The organism is Paracoccus pacificus, from assembly GCF_042680785.1.
Lineage (GTDB): Bacteria > Pseudomonadota > Alphaproteobacteria > Rhodobacterales > Rhodobacteraceae > Paracoccus > Paracoccus pacificus.
Map to the genome: position 1 here is coordinate 13,970 of NZ_JBHUEN010000043.1, position 19,728 is coordinate 33,697.

The window sequence follows — 19,728 nt, forward strand, 5'->3', positions numbered from 1 at the left end:
ATGTCGGTTCTGGTGACGGGCGCGCCCTTCGACCCTGCGGCAGAGCTTGCTGCATTCGGCGCGCCCGGGGGCGCCGGGGCGGTGGTCAGTTTCTCGGGGGTGGTCCGGGCCGAGGCCGGCCGCGTCGCCAGCCTTCGGATCGAGCATTACCCCGGCATGACCGAAACCGCGATCACCGCATTCGGCGACGAGGCCGCGGCAAGGTTCAGCCTGTCAGCATGGCGGGTGGTTCATCGCCATGGTCAGCTTGCCGCGGGCGATCCGATCATGATGGTGATCACCGCCGCACCGCATCGCGTCGATGCGTTCCGGGCGGCGGAATATCTGATGGACTGGCTGAAATCCCGCGCACCGTTCTGGAAATGCGAGATCGGGCCGGACGGCGAAGCCCGCTGGGTCGACGCAACGGCCGAGGATGAGACGGCGCTGAGCCGATGGTGATCCGCGCGGAATTGCGGCCATGGGCCGAACCCGCGGGCGCCGCCTGCGCCGCGCTGGCCGGGCTTTGGCTGTTCGGTCTGGGCGGCTGGTTCTTCTGGCCGATCGGCGCCGCGCTGACCCTGCTGGCGCTGGGGTGGCTGGTGGTGGCGTGGCGGCGCATGGTCTTTCGCCGCGATGTGGCCGCGCCGGGACTGGTCGAAATCGACGAAAGCCGTATCCGCTATTTCGGGGCGCGGACGCTGGGCGGCGAGATGAATCTGCGCGATCTGGCCGAAATCCGGGTCATGACGTTGGATGGCAGGCTTTACTGGCGGTTGCGCAGCCTTGATGCTCAGGCGATGCTGATACCGCTGGATGCCGCCGGCGCCGCGGCGCTGCCCGACGCCTTTGCCGCGCTTCCCGGCGCCAGCCTGTCCGAGCTTGCGCGCGGGCTGGAATATGTTCAGACAAATGGCGGGTTCCGTTCGCTCTGGCGTCGGCCGGCCGAAGGCGGCTTGACTTAACCGGGCCGCATTGTCACCTCTGAAAACCTGAATACAACCGAAAGGCCCCCTCCCATGTCCATTCCCCAGCAGGGCGGCGGCCCCATCGAACGGTCCGAGCAGCTTGTCGAATATATCGCCAGCGGCGAGAAGCCGCGCGACGCCTGGCGGATCGGGACCGAGCACGAGAAATTCGGCTATACCACCGACGATCTGTTGCCGTTGCCCTATGACGGCCCGCGCTCGATCAAGGCGATGCTTGAGGGGTTGCAGCAGCGGTTCGGCTGGGAACCGGTCTATGAGAAGGAAAATATCGTCGGGCTGCATCGCGACGGCGCCAATGTCAGTCTGGAACCGGGCGGCCAGTTGGAACTGTCCGGCGCACCGGTCGAGACCATCCACCAGACCTGTGACGAGGTGAACCTTCACCTTTCCGAGGTGCGCGAGATCGCGGACAAGATGGGGGCGGGCTTTATCGGGCTGGGCGCGGCGCCGATCTGGCGGCAGGATCAGATGCCGATGATGCCCAAGGGCCGCTATCGGCTGATGACGGATTATATGGGCCGGGTCGGGGCGCTGGGCACCCAGATGATGTACCGGACCTGCACCGTGCAGGTGAACCTCGATTTCGGATCCGAGGCCGATATGGTCCAGAAACTGCGGGTGGCGCTGGCGCTTCAGCCGGTGGCGACGGCGCTTTTCGCGAATTCTCCGTTTCTGGACGGCAAGCCCAACGGCATGAAAAGCTGGCGCGCGCATATCTGGCAGAATCTGGACGACGCCCGGACCGGCATGCTGCCCTTCGCGTTCGAGGATGGCATGGGCTATCAGCGCTGGGTCGACTATGTGCTTGATGTGCCGATGTATTTTGTCTATCGCGACGGCAATTATATCAACGCCTTGGGGCAGTCGTTCCGGGATTTTCTGGCCGGCCGGCTGCCCGCGCTTCCGGGCGAGGTGCCGACGCTTTCGGACTGGGCAGATCACCTGACCACGGTTTTCCCCGAGGCGCGGGTGAAGAAATTCATCGAAATGCGCGGCGCCGATGGCGGTCCGTGGCGGCGGCTTTGCGCGCTGCCGGCGTTGTGGGTCGGGCTTTTGTACGATCAGACGGCGCTGGACGCGGCCTGGGATCTGGTCAAGGGCTGGGATCACGAAACGCGCGAGGGGCTGCGCCGCGCCGCCGCCCGCGAGGCCCTGCAGGGCAGCGCCAACGGCATTGGGCTGCATGATCTGTCCCGTCAGGTGCTGGAGATCGCCGAGCATGGCCTGAAAGCCCGCGCGAAATCCGGGGCCGGCGGCCTGATTGCGGATGAAACCCATTTCCTGAACGCGCTGCGCGAAAGTGTGGACAGCGGCAAGGTGCCGGCCGATGAGCTTCTGGAAAAATATCATGGTCCGTGGCATGGCGATCTGGACAAGATCTATGCCGAATATTCCTATTAGTCGCGGACGGTGCATCGGACCGGAACGGCGTTGCCAAGCCGGTCGCCTGCGGTAATCTGCCGCTCTCACCCGTGAAAAAGGAACGGTGCCATGCTGCGTTTCGGGATCATGTCGACGGCGACCATCGGACGGGATCACGTGGTTCCGGCCATTCAGGACGCCGAGAATTGCGTCGTGACCGCGGTAGCCAGCCGCGACCCGGCCCGCGCCCGCGCGATGGCGGACCGGTTCGGCGCGCCGCATGCCTTTGGCTCTTATGAAGACATGCTCGCCTCGGACGTCATCGACGCAGTCTATATCCCGCTGCCGACCGCGCAGCATGGCGAATGGACCATCAAGGCGGCGGATGCCGGCAAGCATGTCTTGTGCGAAAAGCCGATCGCGCTCAGGGCGGACGACATTGACGCGCTGATCGCGGCGCGGGACCGCAACAGGGTGCTGATCTCCGAGGCGTTCATGATCACCTATGCCCCGGTCTGGCACAAGACCCGGGCGCTGATTGCGGCCGGGGCCATCGGCAAGCTGCGCCATGTGCAGGGCGTGTTCACCTATTACAACGTCGATCCGCAGAACATGCGCAATCAGCCCGAGCTTGGCGGCGGCGCCTTGCCCGATATCGGGGTCTACCCGACGATCTCGACCCGTTTCGCTACCGGGTCAGAGCCGCTTCGCGTGCAGGCCGATGTCGAACGCGATCCGACGTTCGGCACCGACATCTATGCCAGCGTCCGCGCCGATTTCGGCGATTTCGAGCTGAGCTTTTACGTCGGCACCCAGCTTGCCGCCCGGCAGTCGATGGTGTTCCACGGCGACAAGGGGTTCATCGAGGTCAAATCACCCTTCAACGCCAATCGCTGGGGCCCGGAAACGCTTGAGCTGACCGATCGGAACCGCAGCGAAACCAGGGTTTTTCATTTTCAGGACAGCCGCCAATACCGGCTCGAGGCCGAGGCTTTCGCGCGGCAGGCGCTCGGCGGCAAGCCCGAGGTGGTCAGCCTTGAGGAATCAAAGCGGAACCAGACCCTGATCGACGCGATCTATCGCGCCGGCGAACAGGGCGGCTGGCAGCAGGTCTGACACCCGGTGCCGCGCGAGGTATCGCCCAGAATCGCCGCTTACGTCGCCGCCCTTCCGCTTGTGCCCGGAATGCGCATTCTGGAAATCGGCTGCGGTCCGGGTGTTGCCGCGCGGCTGTGCGCCGGGCGGATCGGCGACGGGAAGGTGGTGGCGATCGACCGCTCCGCCACCGCGATCCGGCAGGCGACCACGGGGTCCGCCGAATGGATCGCGCAGGGGCGGCTGGAATTCCGCTGCGTCGCGGTCGAGGATTTCACGCTCGATCCGAGCGAGGTGCGTTTCGATCTGGCTTTTGCCATGCGCGTGGGTGCTTTGGACGGGCGGCATCCGGCGCAGGGCCAAAAGGCATTCCTACGGCTGAAGGATGCGCTTAGGCCCGAAGGGCTGCTGTTTATCGACGGCCGGCCGCCTGTTTCGGGCAACCGGCTGGGCGCGGGGTCCGGGACCTAGCCGCGCCGGCCGATGCGCGGCTCGGTTCCCGCCAGCAGGCGCTGGATATTGGCGCGGTGGCGAATCAGGATCAGCACCGCCATGAAACCCACGCACCAGCCCAAGCCCGGCATGCCGATGACAAAGGCCAGCGGCACCGCCAGCACCGCCGCGACCAGCGCCGACAGCGACGAGATGCGGGTGATCAGCGCCGTCACCAGCCAGATCGCGCAGCCGGCAAGGCCGATCCGGTAATCAAGCGCCAGCAACGTGCCAAGGAAGGTCGCCACGCCCTTGCCGCCCTGAAAGCCAAGCCATACCGGAAAGCAATGGCCCAGAAACGCGGCCGCGCCCGCCAGCATCGCGGCGCTATCGCCGCCAAGCGCGCGCGCGATCAAGACGGCAATCGCACCCTTGCCGCTGTCCAGCAAAAGCGTGGCCAGCGCCGCGCCCTTGTTGCCGGTCCGCAGGACGTTGGTCGCGCCGATATTGCCCGAGCCGATCTGCCGCAGGTCGCCAAGGCCCAGCAGCCGGGTGATCAACAGGCCGAACGGGATCGAGCCAAGCAGATAGCCGAAAACCAGCCAGACGAGCGCGGCCGTGAAGGTCAGGTCACTTGGCATCCATATCTCCGAAAACAGGTTCGCCGCCGACGATGGTCGCGATCACGCGCCCCTCCATCCGCTGGCCGTCAAAGGGGGTGTTCTTCGATTTCGATTCAAGCGTGAACCGATCCAGCACAAAGGGCGTATCGGGGTCGAACAGCACCAGATCGGCCGGGGCGCCGGGGGTCAGGCGGCCGGAATCCAGCCCCAGACGGCGCGCCGGATTCAGCGACATGGCCCGCCACAGCGTCGGCAAATCCAGGCCCCCCTGATGATAAAGCCGCATCGCCGCCGGCAGCAATGTCTGCAATCCGACGGCGCCGGGTGCGGCGCTTTCGAACGGCAGGCGCTTGCTTTCCTCGTCCTGCGGGGTGTGGAAGCTGGCGATCACGTCGATAACCCCGTCGGCGACGGCCTGAACCATGGCCTGCCGGTCATCCTCGGATCGCAGCGGCGGGGTGAAGCGGAAGAAGGTGCGATAGTCGCCGACATCGAATTCGTTCAGCGTCAGATGGTGGATCGAAACACCTGCGGTCACGTCCAGCCCGTCTTTACGGGCGCGGATCAGTGCCGGCAGGCTGGCCGCGCAGGTGATCTGATCGGCGTGATAGCGCGCCCCGGTCATCCCGACCAGCGCCAGATCGTGGTTCAGCCGCATCTGCTCGGCGACGGGCGACACCGCAGGCAGCCCGTAAAGCGAGGCGAACTTGCCGCTTGTCGCCACCGCGCCCCGCGACAACCCGGGATCCTGAGGATGACCGACAATCAGCGCCCCGATGCCCCGCGAATAGGTCAGGCAGCGCGCGAACAGCTTGGAATTGGCGACCACGCGCACGCCATCGGTGAAGGCGATGGCGCCGACATCCTGCAGCAGCCCCATCTCGACCATCTCGGCGCCTTCGCGGCCCTTGGTCAGCGCCGCCATGTGGCGGATGTTGACGGGCGCGTCGGCGGCGCGCCGGGTCGCGAACTCCAGCGCTTCGGGGGTGTCGATCGGGGGCAGCGTGTCGGGCCGGACGACCATCGTCGTCACCCCGCCGGCCGCGGCGGCACGTCCGGCGCTGCGGAAACTTTCCTTGTGACGCTCGCCCGGCTCACCCACCTTCACGCCCCAGTCGACGATGCCGGGGGCCAGACATTTGCCGTGACAATCGACGATCACGGCGCCCTCGGGTGCCGTGCCGTCGCGGGCCATGATGCGCCCGTCCCCGATCGTCAGGCTGCCGGTGGCGTCGCTCAGCCCCTCGGGGTCGATCAGGCGGGCGTTGATGAAATGCATGGTCATGCGTTCGGGCTTTCCTGTGCTCCGGTCTGTCCGGATTGAAGCCGGCGGATGATCTGTCCGACTTCGGGCGCTTCCACGATATTCAGAAACCCGATGTCGCGCATGACCGGCTGGTAGTTGATGGTCATATTGGTGGGCTCGCGGTCGAAGATGATCGAGCCGGGCGAGCTTGCGTCGAATTCAAGGATCATGTCGGGCGTGATCGGCCAATGGCGGATGCGCGGCCCATCCGCGACGATCGCGCGCTTGTCGGTCAGGGCATAGCGCGCCTGCGCCAGCCGTTTGCGGGCGAATTGCCGCGGCAGCACGAAGCCGGCGCCGGCTATGGCCAGAAACAAAAGCCCGGTCGGCAGAAACACCATGCGGATGATCGGGTCCTTGACGAACACGCCGATCGGCAGAAAGATTGCCCCGACCACGCCGAAGATGCCGCCGAACAGCCGCCAGAAAAGCTGGTTCTGCACCGATTTCACCATGACGACGGGGCGGCCCTGCCAGATCACGCGCTCGCCCGGGTCAAGCGCGATGGTCAGTTCCTCGGGCGAGAAGACCTCGGTTCCCACCGCCGGGGCCAGCCGATCAGACATAGGTGCCGACCGCCTTGGCGCCGCGTTCCGCGCGCAGATTGCGCGCCAGAAGATCCATCGCCGCCATGCGCACCGCGACGCCCATCTCGACCTGATCCTGAATGACCGAACGGTTGATGTCGTCGGCGATGGTGCCGTCGATCTCGACCCCCCGGTTCATCGGGCCGGGATGCATGACGATGGCGTCGGGCGCGGCCAGCGCCAGCTTTTCGGCGTCAAGGCCCCAGCGGTGATAATATTCCCGCTCGGACGGGATGAAACCGCCGTCCATGCGTTCCTTCTGAAGCCGCAGCATCATCACCACATCGGCGCCGGCCAGCCCCTCGCGCATATCCTCATAGACCTCGCAGCCCAGATCGCGGGCGCCCGCGGGCATCAGCGTCGCCGGGCCGATCAGCCGCAGCCGGCTTTCCATCTTGCCCAGCAGCAACAGGTTCGACCGCGCCACCCGGCTGTGGGCGATGTCGCCGCAGATGGCCACGGTCAGCCGGTGCAGCCGGCCCTTGGCGCGGCGGATCGTCAATGCGTCCAAAAGCGCCTGCGTCGGATGTTCGTGGCGCCCGTCGCCCGCGTTCAGAACCGCGCAGTTCACCTTGGAGGCCAGCAGATTGACCGCGCCCGACATATTGTGCCGGACCACCAGCAAATCGGGATGCATGGCGTTAAGCGTCAGCGCCGTGTCGATCAGCGTCTCGCCCTTTTTGACGCTGGATTGCGCCACCGGCATGTTCATCACATCGGCCCCCAGCCGTTTGCCGGCCAGCTCGAAACTCGACTGGGTGCGGGTCGAGGCCTCGAAGAACATGTTGATCTGGGTCATGCCCGCCAGGGCATCGGCATGTTTGACCGTGCGCCGGTTCAGCTCGACATATTGTTCGGCCAGATCCAGCAGGGTGGTGATTTCGGCCGGGGCGAGTTGCTCGATTCCCAGCAAATGCCGTGCGCGAAACACCATCGTAACCCCCGCCTTTGCGTCCTTGGCCCATCCTATCGCAAAAGGGCGGCAGGGCGGCAAGCCTTGCGGTGGCGGGGCGCGCTGCCTAACGTGGCGCCATGACGGCGGACCCGGTGTGGAAGGGAATCGAGATCGACGCGGAAACCGCGCTGGCGATGCTGGCGTGGCAATCCGACATGGGCGCGGATGAGCCGATGCTGGACAATCCGGTTAACCGCTTTGACCAACCCCCGGCGCCCCAAGGGAACGGGCCCGGGCCATCGACGACCCAGCCGGGCCGGGCGGCGCAACAACCTGCCGCGCCCGACACGTCCGACGACGGCGCAGCCGCGCATGTTGCCGAGGCCGCGCGCCTTGCCCGGTCAGCCGGCGATCTTGCGGCGCTGGCCGAGGCGCAGGCCGGGTTCGACGGGATCGAGATCAAGCGCGGCGCCCGCAACTTCGTCTTTGCCGACGGCCAGCCCTTGGCCCGGGTGATGATCATCGGCGAGGCCCCGGGCGAGGACGAGGACCGTCAGGGCAAGCCTTTCGTCGGCCGCGCCGGTCAGTTTCTGGACCGGATGCTGGCCGCGATCGGTCTGTCCCGCGACGCCCCGGATCCGGCGCGCGCGGTCTATATTGCCAATGTCCTGCCATGGCGGCCGCCGGGGAACCGCCGGCCCGAGCCGCAGGAAATCGCCGCGATGCTGCCCTTTCTGCGCCGCCATGTCGAACTGGCTGGCCCGGATCTGATCGTTCTGATGGGCAATACGCCCTGCAAGGCCGCGCTGGGACAGGAGGGCATCCTGCGCCTGCGCGGGCAATGGACGACCGCTTTCGGCGTCCCGGCCCTGCCGATGACCCATCCCGCCTATCTGTTGCGCACGCCGATCGCCAAGCGCGAGGCATGGGCGGACCTTCTGTCGCTATCCGCGCGCCTGAACGGGGCCTGAACGGCGGCTGAGCGAGGGGCGGCGCGGGGGCGGTCAGCCCGGCCAAACCTCATCCGGCCAGCGCCGCGGATATTCGGTGATCACCAGCATGACGTCGGCACCGGGCAGCGCGCCGCGCAGGTCCCGCAGCATGCGCAGGTTCAGGCGGTCGGCCTGGGCCGCGGTGACCGGGCGGCCGGGATCGTAATAGACCATCACCTGATGGGTGCGGCCGATCTTGTTGACCGATAGATCGCTCAGCCGGCCGCCGTCCTCGGCAAGCGCTGGGCGCAGGGCGCGCCGCGCGACCGCGATCACGTCCGGCGAGGCGGTGACGCCGGCCAGTTCCGCCAGACCGCCGCGCAGGTCGCGGAAATAGCCGCCGACCGCGAAGGCGCAAAGTAAAAGCACGATGATCGAATCGCCGACCGGGGCAATCGGCGCCAGCGGGCCTTTGCCGAAGAAATAGATCGCGGCAAGGCCGAGGCCGCTTGCCACCGTGATCGCGCCGTCAAAGGCCGCCGCCTGACCTTCCAGTTTCAGCATGTCGCTGCTGCGGCCGGTCTTTACCCAGGCGCGGTAATGCAGCCACCACAGGCCGAAACAGGTCAGGGTGATGATCAGGTAGTAATAGGGCATCGCGCCGAAATTCAGCGGCGCCGGAACCTCGCCGCGCAGATAGGCGATGATGCGCTGGATCGAGGTGGTCGAGGCCGCGAGCACCAGCCCCAGCAGCGAAAGCGCGCGGAAGGTCACAAAGATCGCCTCGTCGGCGGCATAGCCAAAGGGGCGCAGCCGGTCCGGTCCGGCGGTGACCCGGCCGCTGATGCGCCGGGCCAGCAACAGCGAGACGAAGCCCACCATCGAGAACAGCCCGTCCATCATGATCGCGGCGGAATTGCTGAGAAACCCGGCCAGCACGCCGGCCGCCGCCATGAACAGGTTCCCCCACATCGCCACGATCAGCGACCGCGATTCGATACCCTGCCGGGATATTGCCTCTGTCACCTGTCACGCCCCTTGCTGTGTCCCTGCGACGAATATCGAAGATTATCGGCGCCAAGTCACGCCGCGGGCGAAAACACCACCGGCGGAAACACCACGGGCGGAAACACCACGGGCGGAAACACCACGGGCGGAAAACGAAAAAGGGCGCCCGCGGGGGCGCCCTTTCCGTTTCTGCCAAGAAGGCAGGGGGATGATTACATCATGCCGCCCATGCCACCCATGCCGCCCATGTCGGGCATGCCGCCGCCGGCGCCTTTCGGCTCGGGCTTTTCGGCGACCATGGCCTCGGTGGTGATCAACAGACCGGCGACCGAAGCCGCGTCTTCCAGCGCGGTGCGCACGACTTTGGCCGGGTCGATGACGCCGAACTTGAACATGTCGCCATATTCTTCGGTCTGGGCGTTGAAGCCGAAGGCCTTGTCGGTCGATTCGCGGACCTTGCCGGCCACGACGGCGCCATCGACGCCCGCGTTTTCGGCGATCTGGCGCATCGGAGCCTCAAGCGCGCGGCGCACGATGGCGATACCGGCTTCCTGATCCGAGTTCTCGCCCTTCAGCTTCTCCAGCGACTTGCCGCCCTGCACCAGCGCCACGCCGCCACCGACGACCACGCCTTCCTGCACGGCCGCGCGGGTCGCGTTCAGCGCGTCATCGACGCGGTCCTTGCGCTCTTTCACTTCGACTTCGGTCATGCCGCCGACGCGGATCACGGCAACACCGCCGGCGAGCTTCGCCACGCGTTCCTGCAGCTTTTCCTTGTCGTAGTCCGAGGTGGTTTCCTCGATCTGCTGGCGGATCTGGGTAACGCGGGCCTCGATCTCGGATTTCTCACCGGCGCCGTCGACGATGGTGGTGTTGTCCTTGTTGATCGAGACTTTCTTGGCACGGCCCAGCATGTCGATGCCGACGTTTTCCAGCTTCATGCCCAGATCTTCGCTGATCACCTGACCGCCGGTCAGAATGGCGATGTCCTGCAGCATGGCCTTGCGGCGATCGCCGAAGCCCGGCGCCTTGACGGCCGCGATCTTCAGACCGCCGCGCAGCTTGTTGACGACCAGCGTGGCCAGAGCCTCGCCTTCAACGTCCTCGGCGATGATCAAAAGCGGCTTGCCCGACTGAATGACGGCTTCCAGCAGCGGAACCATCGGCTGCAGCGACGACAGTTTCTTTTCGTGCAGCAGGATATAGGCGTCTTCCAGATCGGCGACCATCTTGTCGGGGTTGGTCACGAAATAGGGCGACAGGTAGCCACGGTCGAACTGCATGCCTTCGACGACTTCGACTTCGGTTTCCATGCCCTTGTTTTCTTCGACGGTGATGACACCCTCGTTGCCGACTTTCTGCATGGCGTCGGCGATGAAGCGGCCGATCTGGGCTTCGCCGTTGGCCGAGATGGTGCCGACCTGCGCGACTTCGTCGCTGTCGGTGACCGGGCGCGAGGCGGCCTTGATCGCTTCGACGACCTTGGCGGTGGCCAAATCGACGCCGCGCTTCAGATCCATCGGGTTCATGCCGGCGGCGACGGCCTTCAGGCCTTCCTTGATGATCGCCTGGGCCAGAACGGTCGCGGTGGTGGTGCCGTCGCCGGCCTCGTCATTGGTGCGGGCCGCGACTTCGCGGACCATTTGCGCGCCCATGTTCTCGAACTTGTCCGAAAGCTCGATTTCCTTGGCGACGGTGACGCCGTCCTTGGTGATGCGGGGGGCGCCGAAGGATTTGTCGATGACCACGTTGCGGCCTTTCGGGCCCAGCGTGACCTTGACGGCGTCCGCCAGAATGTTGACGCCTTTCAGCATCGCGTCGCGGGCAGAGGTGTTGAACTTGACGTCCTTACCAGCCATGTTGTCTCTCCTAGAATATCTTGTGAAATGAAGCGTTTATCGTGGGAAATAGGCCGATCAGCCGATGATGCCCATGATGTCGCCTTCCTTCATGATCAGCAGCTCTTCGCCGTCCAGCGTCACTTCGGTGCCCGACCATTTGCCGAACAGAACGCGGTCGCCGGCCTTGACCGAAGGTGCGATCAGCTCGCCCGAATCCTTGCGGGCGCCTTCGCCGACGGCGACCACTTCGCCCTCGGCGGGTTTTTCTTTGGCGCTGTCGGGGATGATCAGGCCGCCCTTGGTCTTTTCGTCCGACTGGACGCGGCGAACCACGACGCGGTCGTGCAGCGGTTTGAATGCCATTGGAACACTCCGGTTTTCAGGTTGCAGTGCTTTTATTAGCACTCACCTTCGGCGAGTGCCAGCAGGGCAGAGGTAGGAGGGGCGCGATGTTTTGTCAACCGACGCGACTGGTCCTGCAAGCGGAATCGTGCAAACCTTTCCGGGTTGATTCACAAGAGGTTCTGATGCGTGGTCTGAACTGGCTGTCAGCCCTTGTTTTTAGTGCCTTTTCCATGCCGGCAGCCGCCGAGGAATGCATCGGCAGGAACCTGCTTGACGCGATGCCGCCCGCGCGTCTGGCCGAGATTCGCGCCGCCGCCGATGCGGTGCCGTTTGCGCGCGGAAATTTCTGGCAGGCCGATAAGGGACCCAACCGGATCACCCTGATCGGCACCTACCATTTCGACGATCCGCGCCACGATCTTGCCACCGACCGGTTCCGCGACACCGTTGAACAGGCCGACGCCCTCCTGGTCGAGGCCGGCCCCGACGAAATGGTCAGGCTTCAGGCCGAACTGGCCAACCGGCCAGATCTGGTCATCCTGACCAAAGGCCCGACGCTGCGCGAGCGCATGACCGAAGAGGACTGGAAAAAGCTCACCGCCGTGATGAAGGCGCGGGGCATTCCCGAAATCATGGTCGCCAAGATGCAGCCCTGGTATCTGGCGATGACCCTGTCGGTCTCGCCCTGCCTTCTGCGCCAGATCCAGTCGGGCAAGAAGGTCGAAGGTCTTGACCAGAGGCTGACCGATATTGCTCTGGCAGCGGATGTGCCGATCAAGGCGCTTGAGCCATGGGACACCGCCTTCAAGCTGTTCTCGGACATGACCCCCGGGCAGGAGATCGAGATGATCAGGATGGCCATTCCGGCGGCCGAGCTGGCGGACGATTACACCGCGACCCTGGCTTACGCCTATTTCAGCGGCGAATCGCGGCTGGTGTGGGAGTTTTCGCGTTATGACGCCTATGAAAACTCGGGCCTGACCCGGGATCAGGTGGACAGTCAGGCGGCCGATACCGAGGAAAAGCTGATGAACCGCCGCAACGAAAGCTGGATCGCGCCGCTGGTTGCGGCTGCCGATGCGGCGGCGGAAAAGGATAAGGGCGTGGTTGCCGCATTCGGTGCGCTGCATCTGTCCGGTGAAAAAGGCGTGCTGCAACTTTTGCAGGATCAGGGCTATACATTGACCCCGCTGACGGTTCAGCCATCGGCGGCAGGGACGAAGGGGCAGGCAAATGGCGGATGACGCGATCTGGGCGGATGAAGAAGCGTTTTGGGTGCTGGGTGCGGCCGAGGCCGGCCGGCGGCTTGATCCGGCCTGCGTGATGGCCTTTCCGCAGACCGGCATCCTTCAGGGTCAACAGATTCTCGAGGCGCTCAGCCGCGCGCCGCGTTGGCAGGCCGTCGACATGACCGCCCGGCATTCGGCCGAGGGCGAGGGCGTGGTGGTGATCGGCTATCACGCGGTGGCGCGCCGCGCCGATGGCGAGGTCTATCGCGCCTATTGCACCTCGACCTGGATCAGGCGCGGCGAGGACTGGCGGCTAATCCAGCATCAGCAATCCCCGGCCGGGTTGTGACTTTGTGACCGGGCCGGAGCGTCCCGACGATCCGCCTTCGGCCCTGCCGCGGCGCTATATCCGCGCGGCGATATGGCGGCACCGGCGCATGATCGCGGCAGTTCTGCTTGGGCTTGCCGTCGGGGTTCTGGCCACGCCGCTGGCCTGGTCGGACCGGCTGCTGCTTGCCGCGAACACGTTCTTTCTGACCTACGTCGTCTCGACCATAATTTTCATATGGCATTTCCCCAACACCCATTGGCGCCGGCATTTCGAGGACAGCGACGAAGGCATGCTGATCGTCATCCCGATCAGCGTCGCGGTGGTGATCGGCAGTCTGGCGGCGATACTGGCGACCCTTTCCGAAGGGATCAGCGGCGGCTGGCTGCGACCGGCTTTGGTGCTGATCTCGGTTCCGCTGGGCTGGGTGACCCTGCATATGCTGGCCGCGTTTCACTATGCCAGCCTGTGGTACCGGAAGAACGGGGTCGACGACCTGAAGGGCCTTGCCTTCCCCGCCACGGACGACCCGGGGGTATGGGAGTTCCTTTACCACGCCTTCGTCATCGGCATGTGCGCGCAGGTGTCGGACGTGACCGTCCAAAGCCGCAAGATGCGGGCGACGGTGCTGGTCCATTCGGTGCTGTCGTTCTTCTATAACACCGTCATCCTTGCGCTGGCGGTGAACGTCGGCGTCGCGCTGGGTGGTTCATCCTAGCCCCGCAGCGCGCCGGAACCGTGCCCGAACCGCGCCGACCCCGGCGGCCGCGTGACAAGGCCGGGCGCCTGCCCTATAAGGCGCGCGACATTTCACTCTGCCAGAGGTTTCCCATGATCCAGGTATTTGGCCACAAGGCCCCCGACACCGATTCGACCGGCAGCCCCATCATCTGGGCATGGTATCTGTCCGATGTCCGCAAGACCCCCGCCAAGGCGGTCCTGCAGGGCGCGCCGAACACCGAAGCGGCGTGGATGCTGAAGCATTGGGGGCTCGAGACGCCCGAGATCATCGCCGATGTGGCGGCGGGCGATCAATGCGTGGTCGTCGATACCAACAACGTCGCCGAACTGCCCGCCGGCATCAACGAGGCCGAGGTGATCGAGATCATCGACCATCACCTGCTGGCCGGCGGGCTGAAAACCCGCACGCCGATCAACGTCACCATCCGCCCGCTCGCCTGCACCGCCACCATCATGCACGACCTGATGGGCGCCGATGCCGACCGCATGCCGCGCGGGATCAAGGGCGCGATGCTGACCTGCATCCTGTCCGACACGCTGGAATTCCGCAGCCCGACCACCACGCCGCATGACCGGGCGCTGGCCGAAAAGCTGGCCAAGGATCTGGGCGTCTCGATCCCAAGCTTCGCGGCCGAGATGTTCGCGGCCAAATCCGACGTATCGGCCTTTGCCGAGGATGCGCTGCTGCGTATGGACAGCAAGGAATACGAACTCGGCGGCAAGCAGCTTCGGGTTTCGGTTCTGGAAACCACCGCGCCGCATGTGCTGCTGGCGCGCAAGGATGCGCTGATGGCCGCGATGCCGGACGTGGCCAAGGCCGACGGCGCGGATGAGGTTCTGCTGTTCATCGTGGACATCCTGAACGAACAGGCGACGCTTCTGGTGCCGAACCCGTGGGTCGCGCAGGTGGCCGAGAAGTCGTTCGGCGTTCCGGTCAGCGGCGATACCGTCGTGCTTCCCGGCGTGATGAGCCGCAAAAAGCAGATCATCCCGGTTCTGGCGGCCTGAGCCCGCTTCTGCTGCGGGCGCGGCCCCGACCGGTCGCCGCCCGCATCCCGCTTTCCCGAGGAACCGATATGACCCGAGTCATTGCCCGGCTGGCCGACATTTCGTCGGATTACGACACCTTGTTCTGCGATCTCTGGGGCTGCCTGCACAACGGGCGCGAGCCCTATCCCGCCGCCGTCGCCGCCTTGCAGGGGTTTCGCAAGGACGGAAAGCGGGTCGTGCTGATGACCAACGCGCCGCGTCCGTCGCAATCCGTGATCGCGCAACTGGACCGCATGGGCGTGCCCCGCGATGCATGGGACATCGTGGTGTCGTCGGGTGATGCGGCGCAGGTCGCGATGCTGGACGGCTGGGCCGGGCATAATGTCTGGCATCTGGGCACCGGCAAGGATGACGGCTTCTTCAACGACCTGCCCGAGGACCGGCGCGATGCCGCGATCGTGCGGGTGCCGTTCGAGGTGGCCGAGGGGATCGTCAACACCGGGCCCTTCAACGAGACCACCGAAACGCCCGAGGATTATCGCAAGACCTTTCAGAAGGCGATCGCGCGCGACCTGCCGATGCTGTGCGCCAACCCCGATATCGTGGTGGATCTGGGCGATCGCCGGATCTATTGCGCCGGGGCGCTGGCCCAGCTTTACGCGGAAATGGGCGGTCGGGTCGCGCTGTTCGGCAAACCGCACGCGCCGATCTATGATCTGGCGCGAAAGCGGCTTGGCGTGGACAACAGCAACCGCACGCTGGCGATCGGCGACGGTATCGCGACCGACGTGCTGGGCGCGGCCGAGCAGGGCATTGATGCGCTGTTCGTGACCGGCGGTCTGGCCTTCGATGCTTTCGGCGACGACGTGGAAAACCCCGATCACGGCATGCTGACCGGCTGGCTGGACCCGCATAAACTGTCGCCCGAATTCGCCATCGGCAGGCTGCGCTGACGCGGGGATGACGGTCTTTGCGGCACTTGCAACAATGATCCGGGTGGGGGATACGGGATTGCCGGGCACGGTCAGGGGCAACCCCCGCATGGCGGCCCGGTTCTGGACCAATCCGGGCGTGTTCTGCGCGCCGTTTCCGGCCACGGGGGCAAGGTGAAAACGCATCTGCACTGGCGAGATCTGCCCCCCGATGCCCGCGGCGCCACCGTCGCTTTGGGCAATTTCGACGGGGTTCATCTGGGTCACGCCTCGATCATCCGCACCGCGGCGGCGGCTGTCGATGCGCCATTGGGCGTCGTGACTTTTGAACCCCACCCGCGAGAGCGTTTCGCCCCCGACGCGCCGCCTTTCCGGCTGATGAACCCCGAGGCGCGGGCGAACCGTCTGGCCCGGCTGAACGTCGATCACCTGTATGAACTGCCGTTCGATGCCGAACTTGCCGGGCTGACACCGCATGAATTTGCCGCGCAGGTCCTTTGCGCGGGGCTGGGGGTCGTGCATGTCACCGTGGGCGAGGATTTTCGCTTTGGCAAGGACCGCGCAGGCGATGCCGCGACGCTGACCGCGCTTGGCCAGACCCTGGGCTTCGGCGTCACCATCGCGCCGCTGGTCGGCCGTGACGGGCAGGATTTCAGCTCGACCGCGATCCGCACCGCGCTGGCCGAAGGCGATCCGCGCGGCGCGGCGCAGATGCTGGGCCACTGGCACCGGATCGAGGGCGAGGTCATCCACGGCGAAAAGCGCGGCCGCGAACTCGGTTATCCGACCGCCAACATGTCGGTCGACCGGCTGCACCTGCCGAAGCTGGGCGTCTATGCGGTTCTGGTCAATGTGCTGACCGGACCGCTGGCGGGCGAATATCACGGTGTGGCCAGCCTTGGCGTGCGCCCGATGTTCGGCGAGAACCAGCCCAATCTGGAAGTGCATCTGTTCGACTTTGACGGCGATCTTTACGGCCAGCATCTGTCGATCGCGCTGGTCGACTATCTGCGCCCCGAGATGCGCTTTGACGGGTTGCCGGCGCTTATCGAACAGATGGACCGCGACAGTCAGGCGGCCCGCGCTATTCTGAGCGGCCTTTGATGCGGGACCGGTTCTGGGAACTGCCGCTGGACGATCTGACCCAGACCGAATGGGAGGCGCTTTGCGACGGCTGCGGCAAATGCTGCCTGAACAAGATCGAATTCGAAGATACCGGCGAGGTTGCCTTTACCAACGTTTCCTGCCGTCTGCTGGACGGGGAAAGCTGCCGCTGCTCATCCTATCACAACCGTCACAAATTCGTGCCGGATTGCGTCGTCCTGACCCCGAAGAAGCTGCGTGAAATCGACTGGTGGCTGCCGGCGACCTGCGCCTATCGGCTTCGCGCGCACGACAAGCCCTTGTATGACTGGCATTATCTGATCTCGGGCGACCGGGAAACCGTGCATCAGGCGGGGGTTTCGGTGCGGGGCTGGACGGTCAACGAACTGACGGTCAGCGAAGACGACTGGGAAGACCATATCATCGAGGATCTGTCATGAATTTCGTGTCCGACAATTGCAGCGCCGTTCATCCGTCGGTCATGGAGGCGCTGGTCAAGGCGAACACCGGGTTCATGCCCAGCTATGGCGATGACGCATTGACGCGCGAGGCCGAGGACCAGATCCGCGAATTGTTCGAGGCGCCGAACGCCCGCGTGGCCTTTGTCGCGACCGGAACGGCGGCGAACGCGCTTTGCTGCGCGATGCTGTGCCCGCCATGGGGGCGGGTGTTCTGTCACAAGCACGCCCACATCGAGACCAGCGAGGCCGGCGCGCCCGAGTTCTACACCGGCGGGGCGAAGCTGGCGCTGATCGGGCAGGACGACGGCCGGATCACGCCCGACGATCTGGCCGAAGGGCTGATCACCTATGGCCGCGACAATGTCCACGCCGGGCAGAACGCGATGCTGTCGCTGACCAATGCGACGGAGTGGGGCACGATCTATGCCCCCGATCAGGTGGCGGCGCTGGCCGCGATCGCGCATGAGGCCGGGTTGGCGGTGCATATGGACGGCGCGCGTTTCGCCAATGCGGTGGCGGCGCTTGGGTGTTCTCCGGCCGATCTGACGTGGCGGGCGGGGGTCGATGCGCTGTCCTTTGGTGGCACCAAGAATGGTTGCATGGCGGCCGAGGCGGTCATTCTATTCAACGGCGAGCGGGTGGATGAACTGGATTTCCGGCGCATGCGCGGCGGGCATCTGTGGTCCAAGCACCGCTATCTTGCGGCGCAGATGGCGGCATGGACCCGGGGCGGGTTGTGGCTGGAACTGGCCGGGCACGCGAACCGCATGGCTGCGCTTCTGGGTCGCGGGCTGGCCGGCGTTCCGGGGGTGACCGTGAACCAGCCGGTGCAGTCGAACAGCGTCTTTGCCACACTTCCGCAGGCCGTCTATCAGGCCGGGATGGCGCGTGACGCCGGTTTCCGGATGTGGCCCGCGACGCAGGACGAACGCGCCGCGCAGGTTTCGGTCCGTTTGGTGGCAAGCTGGGCCACCACCGAGCAGGATGTGCAGAATCTGCTGGCGATTATCGGCGGCTAAGCCTTAGCCATTCGCCGACAGCGCGATGCTGATCGCGCAAAGCCCCGCCGCCAGCGCGGCCGAAATCGGTACCGTCACCACCCATGCGACCAGCATCGTCACCAGATGCGACCAGCGGACAAGGCGGCGGCGGTGAAGCTCTTCGGGGGGAAGCGTGTCTTTGCGGCGCGCGCTCGCGTCCCCCGCGTTTCGGCTTTCGTTGCGGCTTTCATTTCGGCGCGCGGTCTGGCGGCGGTCGTCACGCTCGCGCCAGTAACCGACGCCGAAAACGCCGCCGATGGTGATATGCGTGGTCGATACCGGCCAGCCCGCCCAGCTTGCGATGATGACCGTCAGGGCGGTGGCGCAGGCGATGCAAAAGGCGCGGATCGGCGACAGCCGGGTGATGCCGGTGCCGACCATGATCACCAGACGCCGCCCAAGGATCAGGATGCCGGCCGCCACCCCCAATGCGCCGATCAGCGCCACCCACAGCGGCATGGCGGCGAGTGGCGCGCCGAACCCCGTGGCGCGCAGGATCACCGACAGCGGTGCGGCGACGTTGGCCACGTCATTGGCGCCGTGGGCGAAAGAGACCAGGACCGCCGCCACCGCCAGCGGCAACCCAAGCGCCAGTTTCAGCGTCGCCTTGCCGGTGCCGCTGCTGGCGATCTGGCGCCGGATGACGGGCCGCGCCAACGCCCAGCAAACCGCGCCGCACACGAGCCCCGTCAGCAGGCTGAAAACCGGATGCCCGCGCCCGCCGCTGAGCAGCACCGACAGATAGCAGGCGAACAGCCCGGCCATGATCCCGATCATCAGCGGAATGCCCCGCCGCATCGCGCGGGTTCGGTCCGGGGCGCGTTCGATCAGTCCCTGCACGGCGGCAAGGATCGCGGCGGCACAGGCCGCGGCAAGGACCGGCGCGATCATCCAGACCAGCGCGATGTCGAACAGCATACCCCAGTTGACCGCATCGGCGCCAAAGCTGACCAGACCGGCGCCAAGGATGCCGCCGACCACCGCATGGGTGGTCGAGATCGGGACCGAGGCGAGGGTCGCCAGCATGATCCATGTCGCGGCGGCCAGAAGTGCCGCCATCATCATGCGTGCGGCGGCGGCGCCGGTCAGCATCGTCTCGGGGGTGATGATGCCGACGGTCAGCGTGTCCGTCACCGCCTGACCGCCAAAGACGGCGCCGGCGATCTCGGCCAGCGCGGCAAGGAACAGGGCCTGACCGACGCGCAAAGCGCCCGCGCCCACCGGCGGCCCCATCGCGTTCGCGACGTCGTTCGCCCCGATCGACAGCGCCATATAAAGCCCCGCCGCCAGCCCGAGGACCAGCGTCGCCATGCCCGTGACCGCGCCCGACAGGGCCATGGCGACCGTTGCGGCGATGGCCGCCAGAACCAGTGTCAGCCCGATTTTCACCAGGGGTCGCGCCGCGGTCGCGGTGGCCTGCTCGGCCATGGAAATGCGGGACAAGTCCTTGTCCAGCGTTTTCCATCGACGGTTCTGTTTGGTGGCCATGGCGCGATTCTAGCGCCGCGC

The 19,728-nt window shown here is 65.8% G+C and carries 22 protein-coding genes; 14 read left to right on the forward strand and 8 right to left on the reverse strand.

The genetic code is table 11. The features are described from left to right. The 5 genes from ACFSCT_RS12515 to ACFSCT_RS12535 all read left to right on the forward strand — a co-directional run bounded on the left by ACFSCT_RS12515 (position 1) and on the right by ACFSCT_RS12535 (position 3,896). The gene (locus ACFSCT_RS12515; protein WP_379143228.1) at positions 1-441 is read left to right on the forward strand and encodes a molybdenum cofactor biosynthesis protein MoaE; all 441 of its coding nucleotides are present in this window, start codon (positions 1-3) and stop codon (positions 439-441) included. Next, positions 435-944, forward strand: coding sequence for a hypothetical protein (locus ACFSCT_RS12520; RefSeq protein WP_379143230.1), 510 nt, complete (start codon positions 435-437; stop codon positions 942-944). The genes ACFSCT_RS12515 and ACFSCT_RS12520 overlap by 7 nt, the downstream gene beginning before the upstream one ends. A 54-nt stretch (positions 945-998) precedes the next feature. Next, positions 999-2,369 (forward strand): glutamate--cysteine ligase, encoded by a 1,371-nt coding sequence (locus ACFSCT_RS12525; protein WP_379143232.1) that lies wholly within the window; start codon positions 999-1,001, stop codon positions 2,367-2,369. Positions 2,370-2,459: 90 nt separating this feature from the next. Beyond that, positions 2,460-3,446 (forward strand): Gfo/Idh/MocA family protein, encoded by a 987-nt coding sequence (locus ACFSCT_RS12530; protein ID WP_379143234.1) that lies wholly within the window; start codon positions 2,460-2,462, stop codon positions 3,444-3,446. A gap of 6 nt (positions 3,447-3,452) precedes the next feature. Beyond that, the gene (locus ACFSCT_RS12535) at positions 3,453-3,896 is read left to right on the forward strand and encodes a class I SAM-dependent methyltransferase (protein ID WP_379143236.1); all 444 of its coding nucleotides are present in this window, start codon (positions 3,453-3,455) and stop codon (positions 3,894-3,896) included. On the opposite strand, the gene plsY is transcribed toward ACFSCT_RS12535, so the two are convergent. From plsY to ACFSCT_RS12555, 4 genes are read right to left on the reverse strand one after another with little or no spacing between them, the layout of a single operon-like run. Then, entirely contained in the window at positions 3,893-4,498 is a 606-nt protein-coding gene (gene plsY / locus ACFSCT_RS12540; protein WP_379143238.1) for a glycerol-3-phosphate 1-O-acyltransferase PlsY, read from the reverse strand. The genes ACFSCT_RS12535 and plsY overlap by 4 nt on opposite strands. Continuing rightward, positions 4,488-5,765, reverse strand: coding sequence for a dihydroorotase (gene pyrC, locus ACFSCT_RS12545; RefSeq protein WP_379143240.1), 1,278 nt, complete (start codon positions 5,763-5,765; stop codon positions 4,488-4,490). The genes plsY and pyrC overlap by 11 nt, the downstream gene beginning before the upstream one ends. Continuing rightward, positions 5,762-6,352, reverse strand: coding sequence for a hypothetical protein (locus tag ACFSCT_RS12550; protein ID WP_379143242.1), 591 nt, complete (start codon positions 6,350-6,352; stop codon positions 5,762-5,764). The genes pyrC and ACFSCT_RS12550 overlap by 4 nt, the downstream gene beginning before the upstream one ends. Then, the gene (locus ACFSCT_RS12555; RefSeq protein WP_379143243.1) at positions 6,345-7,307 is read right to left on the reverse strand and encodes an aspartate carbamoyltransferase catalytic subunit; all 963 of its coding nucleotides are present in this window, start codon (positions 7,305-7,307) and stop codon (positions 6,345-6,347) included. Before ACFSCT_RS12555 ends, ACFSCT_RS12550 begins: the two co-directional genes overlap by 8 nt. 98 nt (positions 7,308-7,405) lie before the next feature. Here ACFSCT_RS12555 and ACFSCT_RS12560 point away from each other — a divergent pair, with 98 nt between their 5' ends. Beyond that, entirely contained in the window at positions 7,406-8,239 is an 834-nt protein-coding gene (locus ACFSCT_RS12560) for a uracil-DNA glycosylase (RefSeq protein ID WP_379143245.1), read from the forward strand. A gap of 33 nt (positions 8,240-8,272) precedes the next feature. Here ACFSCT_RS12560 and ACFSCT_RS12565 read toward each other — a convergent pair whose 3' ends face one another. The 3 genes from ACFSCT_RS12565 to ACFSCT_RS12575 form a co-directional block, all read right to left on the reverse strand. Next, positions 8,273-9,226 (reverse strand): cation efflux transmembrane domain-containing protein, encoded by a 954-nt coding sequence (locus ACFSCT_RS12565; protein ID WP_379143247.1) that lies wholly within the window; start codon positions 9,224-9,226, stop codon positions 8,273-8,275. A 194-nt stretch (positions 9,227-9,420) separates the two neighbouring features. Beyond that, positions 9,421-11,067, reverse strand: a complete 1,647-nt coding sequence (gene groL / locus ACFSCT_RS12570; protein ID WP_379143249.1) for a chaperonin GroEL — start codon at positions 11,065-11,067, stop codon at positions 9,421-9,423. A 57-nt stretch (positions 11,068-11,124) separates the two neighbouring features. Then, the gene (locus tag ACFSCT_RS12575; protein WP_379143250.1) at positions 11,125-11,412 is read right to left on the reverse strand and encodes a co-chaperone GroES; all 288 of its coding nucleotides are present in this window, start codon (positions 11,410-11,412) and stop codon (positions 11,125-11,127) included. 164 nt (positions 11,413-11,576) lie between these two features. Between ACFSCT_RS12575 and ACFSCT_RS12580 the strand changes: the two genes are divergently transcribed. The 8 genes from ACFSCT_RS12580 (at position 11,577) to ACFSCT_RS12615 (ending at position 18,198) form a co-directional block, all read left to right on the forward strand. After that, a complete protein-coding gene (locus ACFSCT_RS12580) occupies positions 11,577-12,638 on the forward strand; it encodes a TraB/GumN family protein (RefSeq protein WP_379143251.1) in 1,062 nt (353 codons plus the stop codon). Next, positions 12,628-12,972: a DUF4440 domain-containing protein gene (locus tag ACFSCT_RS12585; protein ID WP_379143252.1), complete on the forward strand. Its 345-nt coding sequence runs from the start codon at positions 12,628-12,630 to the stop codon at positions 12,970-12,972. Before ACFSCT_RS12580 ends, ACFSCT_RS12585 begins: the two co-directional genes overlap by 11 nt. An 88-nt stretch (positions 12,973-13,060) precedes the next feature. Next, complete coding sequence (locus ACFSCT_RS12590; protein WP_379143253.1) at positions 13,061-13,669, forward strand: DUF1345 domain-containing protein; 609 nt, start codon at positions 13,061-13,063, stop codon at positions 13,667-13,669. 113 nt (positions 13,670-13,782) lie between these two features. After that, positions 13,783-14,700, forward strand: a complete 918-nt coding sequence (locus ACFSCT_RS12595) for a manganese-dependent inorganic pyrophosphatase (RefSeq protein WP_379143254.1) — start codon at positions 13,783-13,785, stop codon at positions 14,698-14,700. A gap of 68 nt (positions 14,701-14,768) precedes the next feature. Then, positions 14,769-15,635: a TIGR01459 family HAD-type hydrolase gene (locus ACFSCT_RS12600; protein ID WP_379143256.1), complete on the forward strand. Its 867-nt coding sequence runs from the start codon at positions 14,769-14,771 to the stop codon at positions 15,633-15,635. 153 nt (positions 15,636-15,788) lie between these two features. Then, a complete protein-coding gene (locus ACFSCT_RS12605) occupies positions 15,789-16,718 on the forward strand; it encodes a bifunctional riboflavin kinase/FAD synthetase (protein WP_379143258.1) in 930 nt (309 codons plus the stop codon). Then, the gene (locus ACFSCT_RS12610) at positions 16,718-17,158 is read left to right on the forward strand and encodes a YcgN family cysteine cluster protein (protein WP_379143260.1); all 441 of its coding nucleotides are present in this window, start codon (positions 16,718-16,720) and stop codon (positions 17,156-17,158) included. The genes ACFSCT_RS12605 and ACFSCT_RS12610 overlap by 1 nt, the downstream gene beginning before the upstream one ends. Next, positions 17,155-18,198, forward strand: a complete 1,044-nt coding sequence (locus ACFSCT_RS12615; protein ID WP_379143261.1) for a threonine aldolase family protein — start codon at positions 17,155-17,157, stop codon at positions 18,196-18,198. Before ACFSCT_RS12610 ends, ACFSCT_RS12615 begins: the two co-directional genes overlap by 4 nt. 3 nt (positions 18,199-18,201) lie before the next feature. On the opposite strand, the gene ACFSCT_RS12620 is transcribed toward ACFSCT_RS12615, so the two are convergent. Next, entirely contained in the window at positions 18,202-19,707 is a 1,506-nt protein-coding gene (locus ACFSCT_RS12620) for an inorganic phosphate transporter (protein ID WP_379143263.1), read from the reverse strand. Positions 19,708-19,728: the final 21 nt, after the last annotated feature.

What these genes read in the sequence shown, in the direction of transcription:
- ACFSCT_RS12515 (WP_379143228.1), top strand. Translation starts at nt 1, where the DNA reads ATGTCGGTTCTGGTGACGGGCGCGCCCTTCGACCCTGCGGCAGAGCTT.
- ACFSCT_RS12520 (WP_379143230.1), top strand. Translation starts at nt 435, where the DNA reads ATGGTGATCCGCGCGGAATTGCGGCCATGGGCCGAACCCGCGGGCGCC.
- ACFSCT_RS12525 (WP_379143232.1), top strand. Translation starts at nt 999, where the DNA reads ATGTCCATTCCCCAGCAGGGCGGCGGCCCCATCGAACGGTCCGAGCAG.
- ACFSCT_RS12530 (WP_379143234.1), top strand. Translation starts at nt 2,460, where the DNA reads ATGCTGCGTTTCGGGATCATGTCGACGGCGACCATCGGACGGGATCAC.
- plsY (WP_379143238.1), bottom strand. Translation starts at nt 4,498, where the DNA reads ATGCCAAGTGACCTGACCTTCACGGCCGCGCTCGTCTGGCTGGTTTTC.
- pyrC (WP_379143240.1), bottom strand. Translation starts at nt 5,765, where the DNA reads ATGACCATGCATTTCATCAACGCCCGCCTGATCGACCCCGAGGGGCTG.
- ACFSCT_RS12550 (WP_379143242.1), bottom strand. Translation starts at nt 6,352, where the DNA reads ATGTCTGATCGGCTGGCCCCGGCGGTGGGAACCGAGGTCTTCTCGCCC.
- ACFSCT_RS12555 (WP_379143243.1), bottom strand. Translation starts at nt 7,307, where the DNA reads ATGGTGTTTCGCGCACGGCATTTGCTGGGAATCGAGCAACTCGCCCCG.
- ACFSCT_RS12560 (WP_379143245.1), top strand. Translation starts at nt 7,406, where the DNA reads ATGACGGCGGACCCGGTGTGGAAGGGAATCGAGATCGACGCGGAAACC.
- groL (WP_379143249.1), bottom strand. Translation starts at nt 11,067, where the DNA reads ATGGCTGGTAAGGACGTCAAGTTCAACACCTCTGCCCGCGACGCGATG.
- ACFSCT_RS12575 (WP_379143250.1), bottom strand. Translation starts at nt 11,412, where the DNA reads ATGGCATTCAAACCGCTGCACGACCGCGTCGTGGTTCGCCGCGTCCAG.
- ACFSCT_RS12580 (WP_379143251.1), top strand. Translation starts at nt 11,577, where the DNA reads ATGCGTGGTCTGAACTGGCTGTCAGCCCTTGTTTTTAGTGCCTTTTCC.
- ACFSCT_RS12585 (WP_379143252.1), top strand. Translation starts at nt 12,628, where the DNA reads ATGGCGGATGACGCGATCTGGGCGGATGAAGAAGCGTTTTGGGTGCTG.
- ACFSCT_RS12590 (WP_379143253.1), top strand. Translation starts at nt 13,061, where the DNA reads ATGATCGCGGCAGTTCTGCTTGGGCTTGCCGTCGGGGTTCTGGCCACG.
- ACFSCT_RS12595 (WP_379143254.1), top strand. Translation starts at nt 13,783, where the DNA reads ATGATCCAGGTATTTGGCCACAAGGCCCCCGACACCGATTCGACCGGC.
- ACFSCT_RS12600 (WP_379143256.1), top strand. Translation starts at nt 14,769, where the DNA reads ATGACCCGAGTCATTGCCCGGCTGGCCGACATTTCGTCGGATTACGAC.
- ACFSCT_RS12610 (WP_379143260.1), top strand. Translation starts at nt 16,718, where the DNA reads ATGCGGGACCGGTTCTGGGAACTGCCGCTGGACGATCTGACCCAGACC.
- ACFSCT_RS12615 (WP_379143261.1), top strand. Translation starts at nt 17,155, where the DNA reads ATGAATTTCGTGTCCGACAATTGCAGCGCCGTTCATCCGTCGGTCATG.
- ACFSCT_RS12620 (WP_379143263.1), bottom strand. Translation starts at nt 19,707, where the DNA reads ATGGCCACCAAACAGAACCGTCGATGGAAAACGCTGGACAAGGACTTG.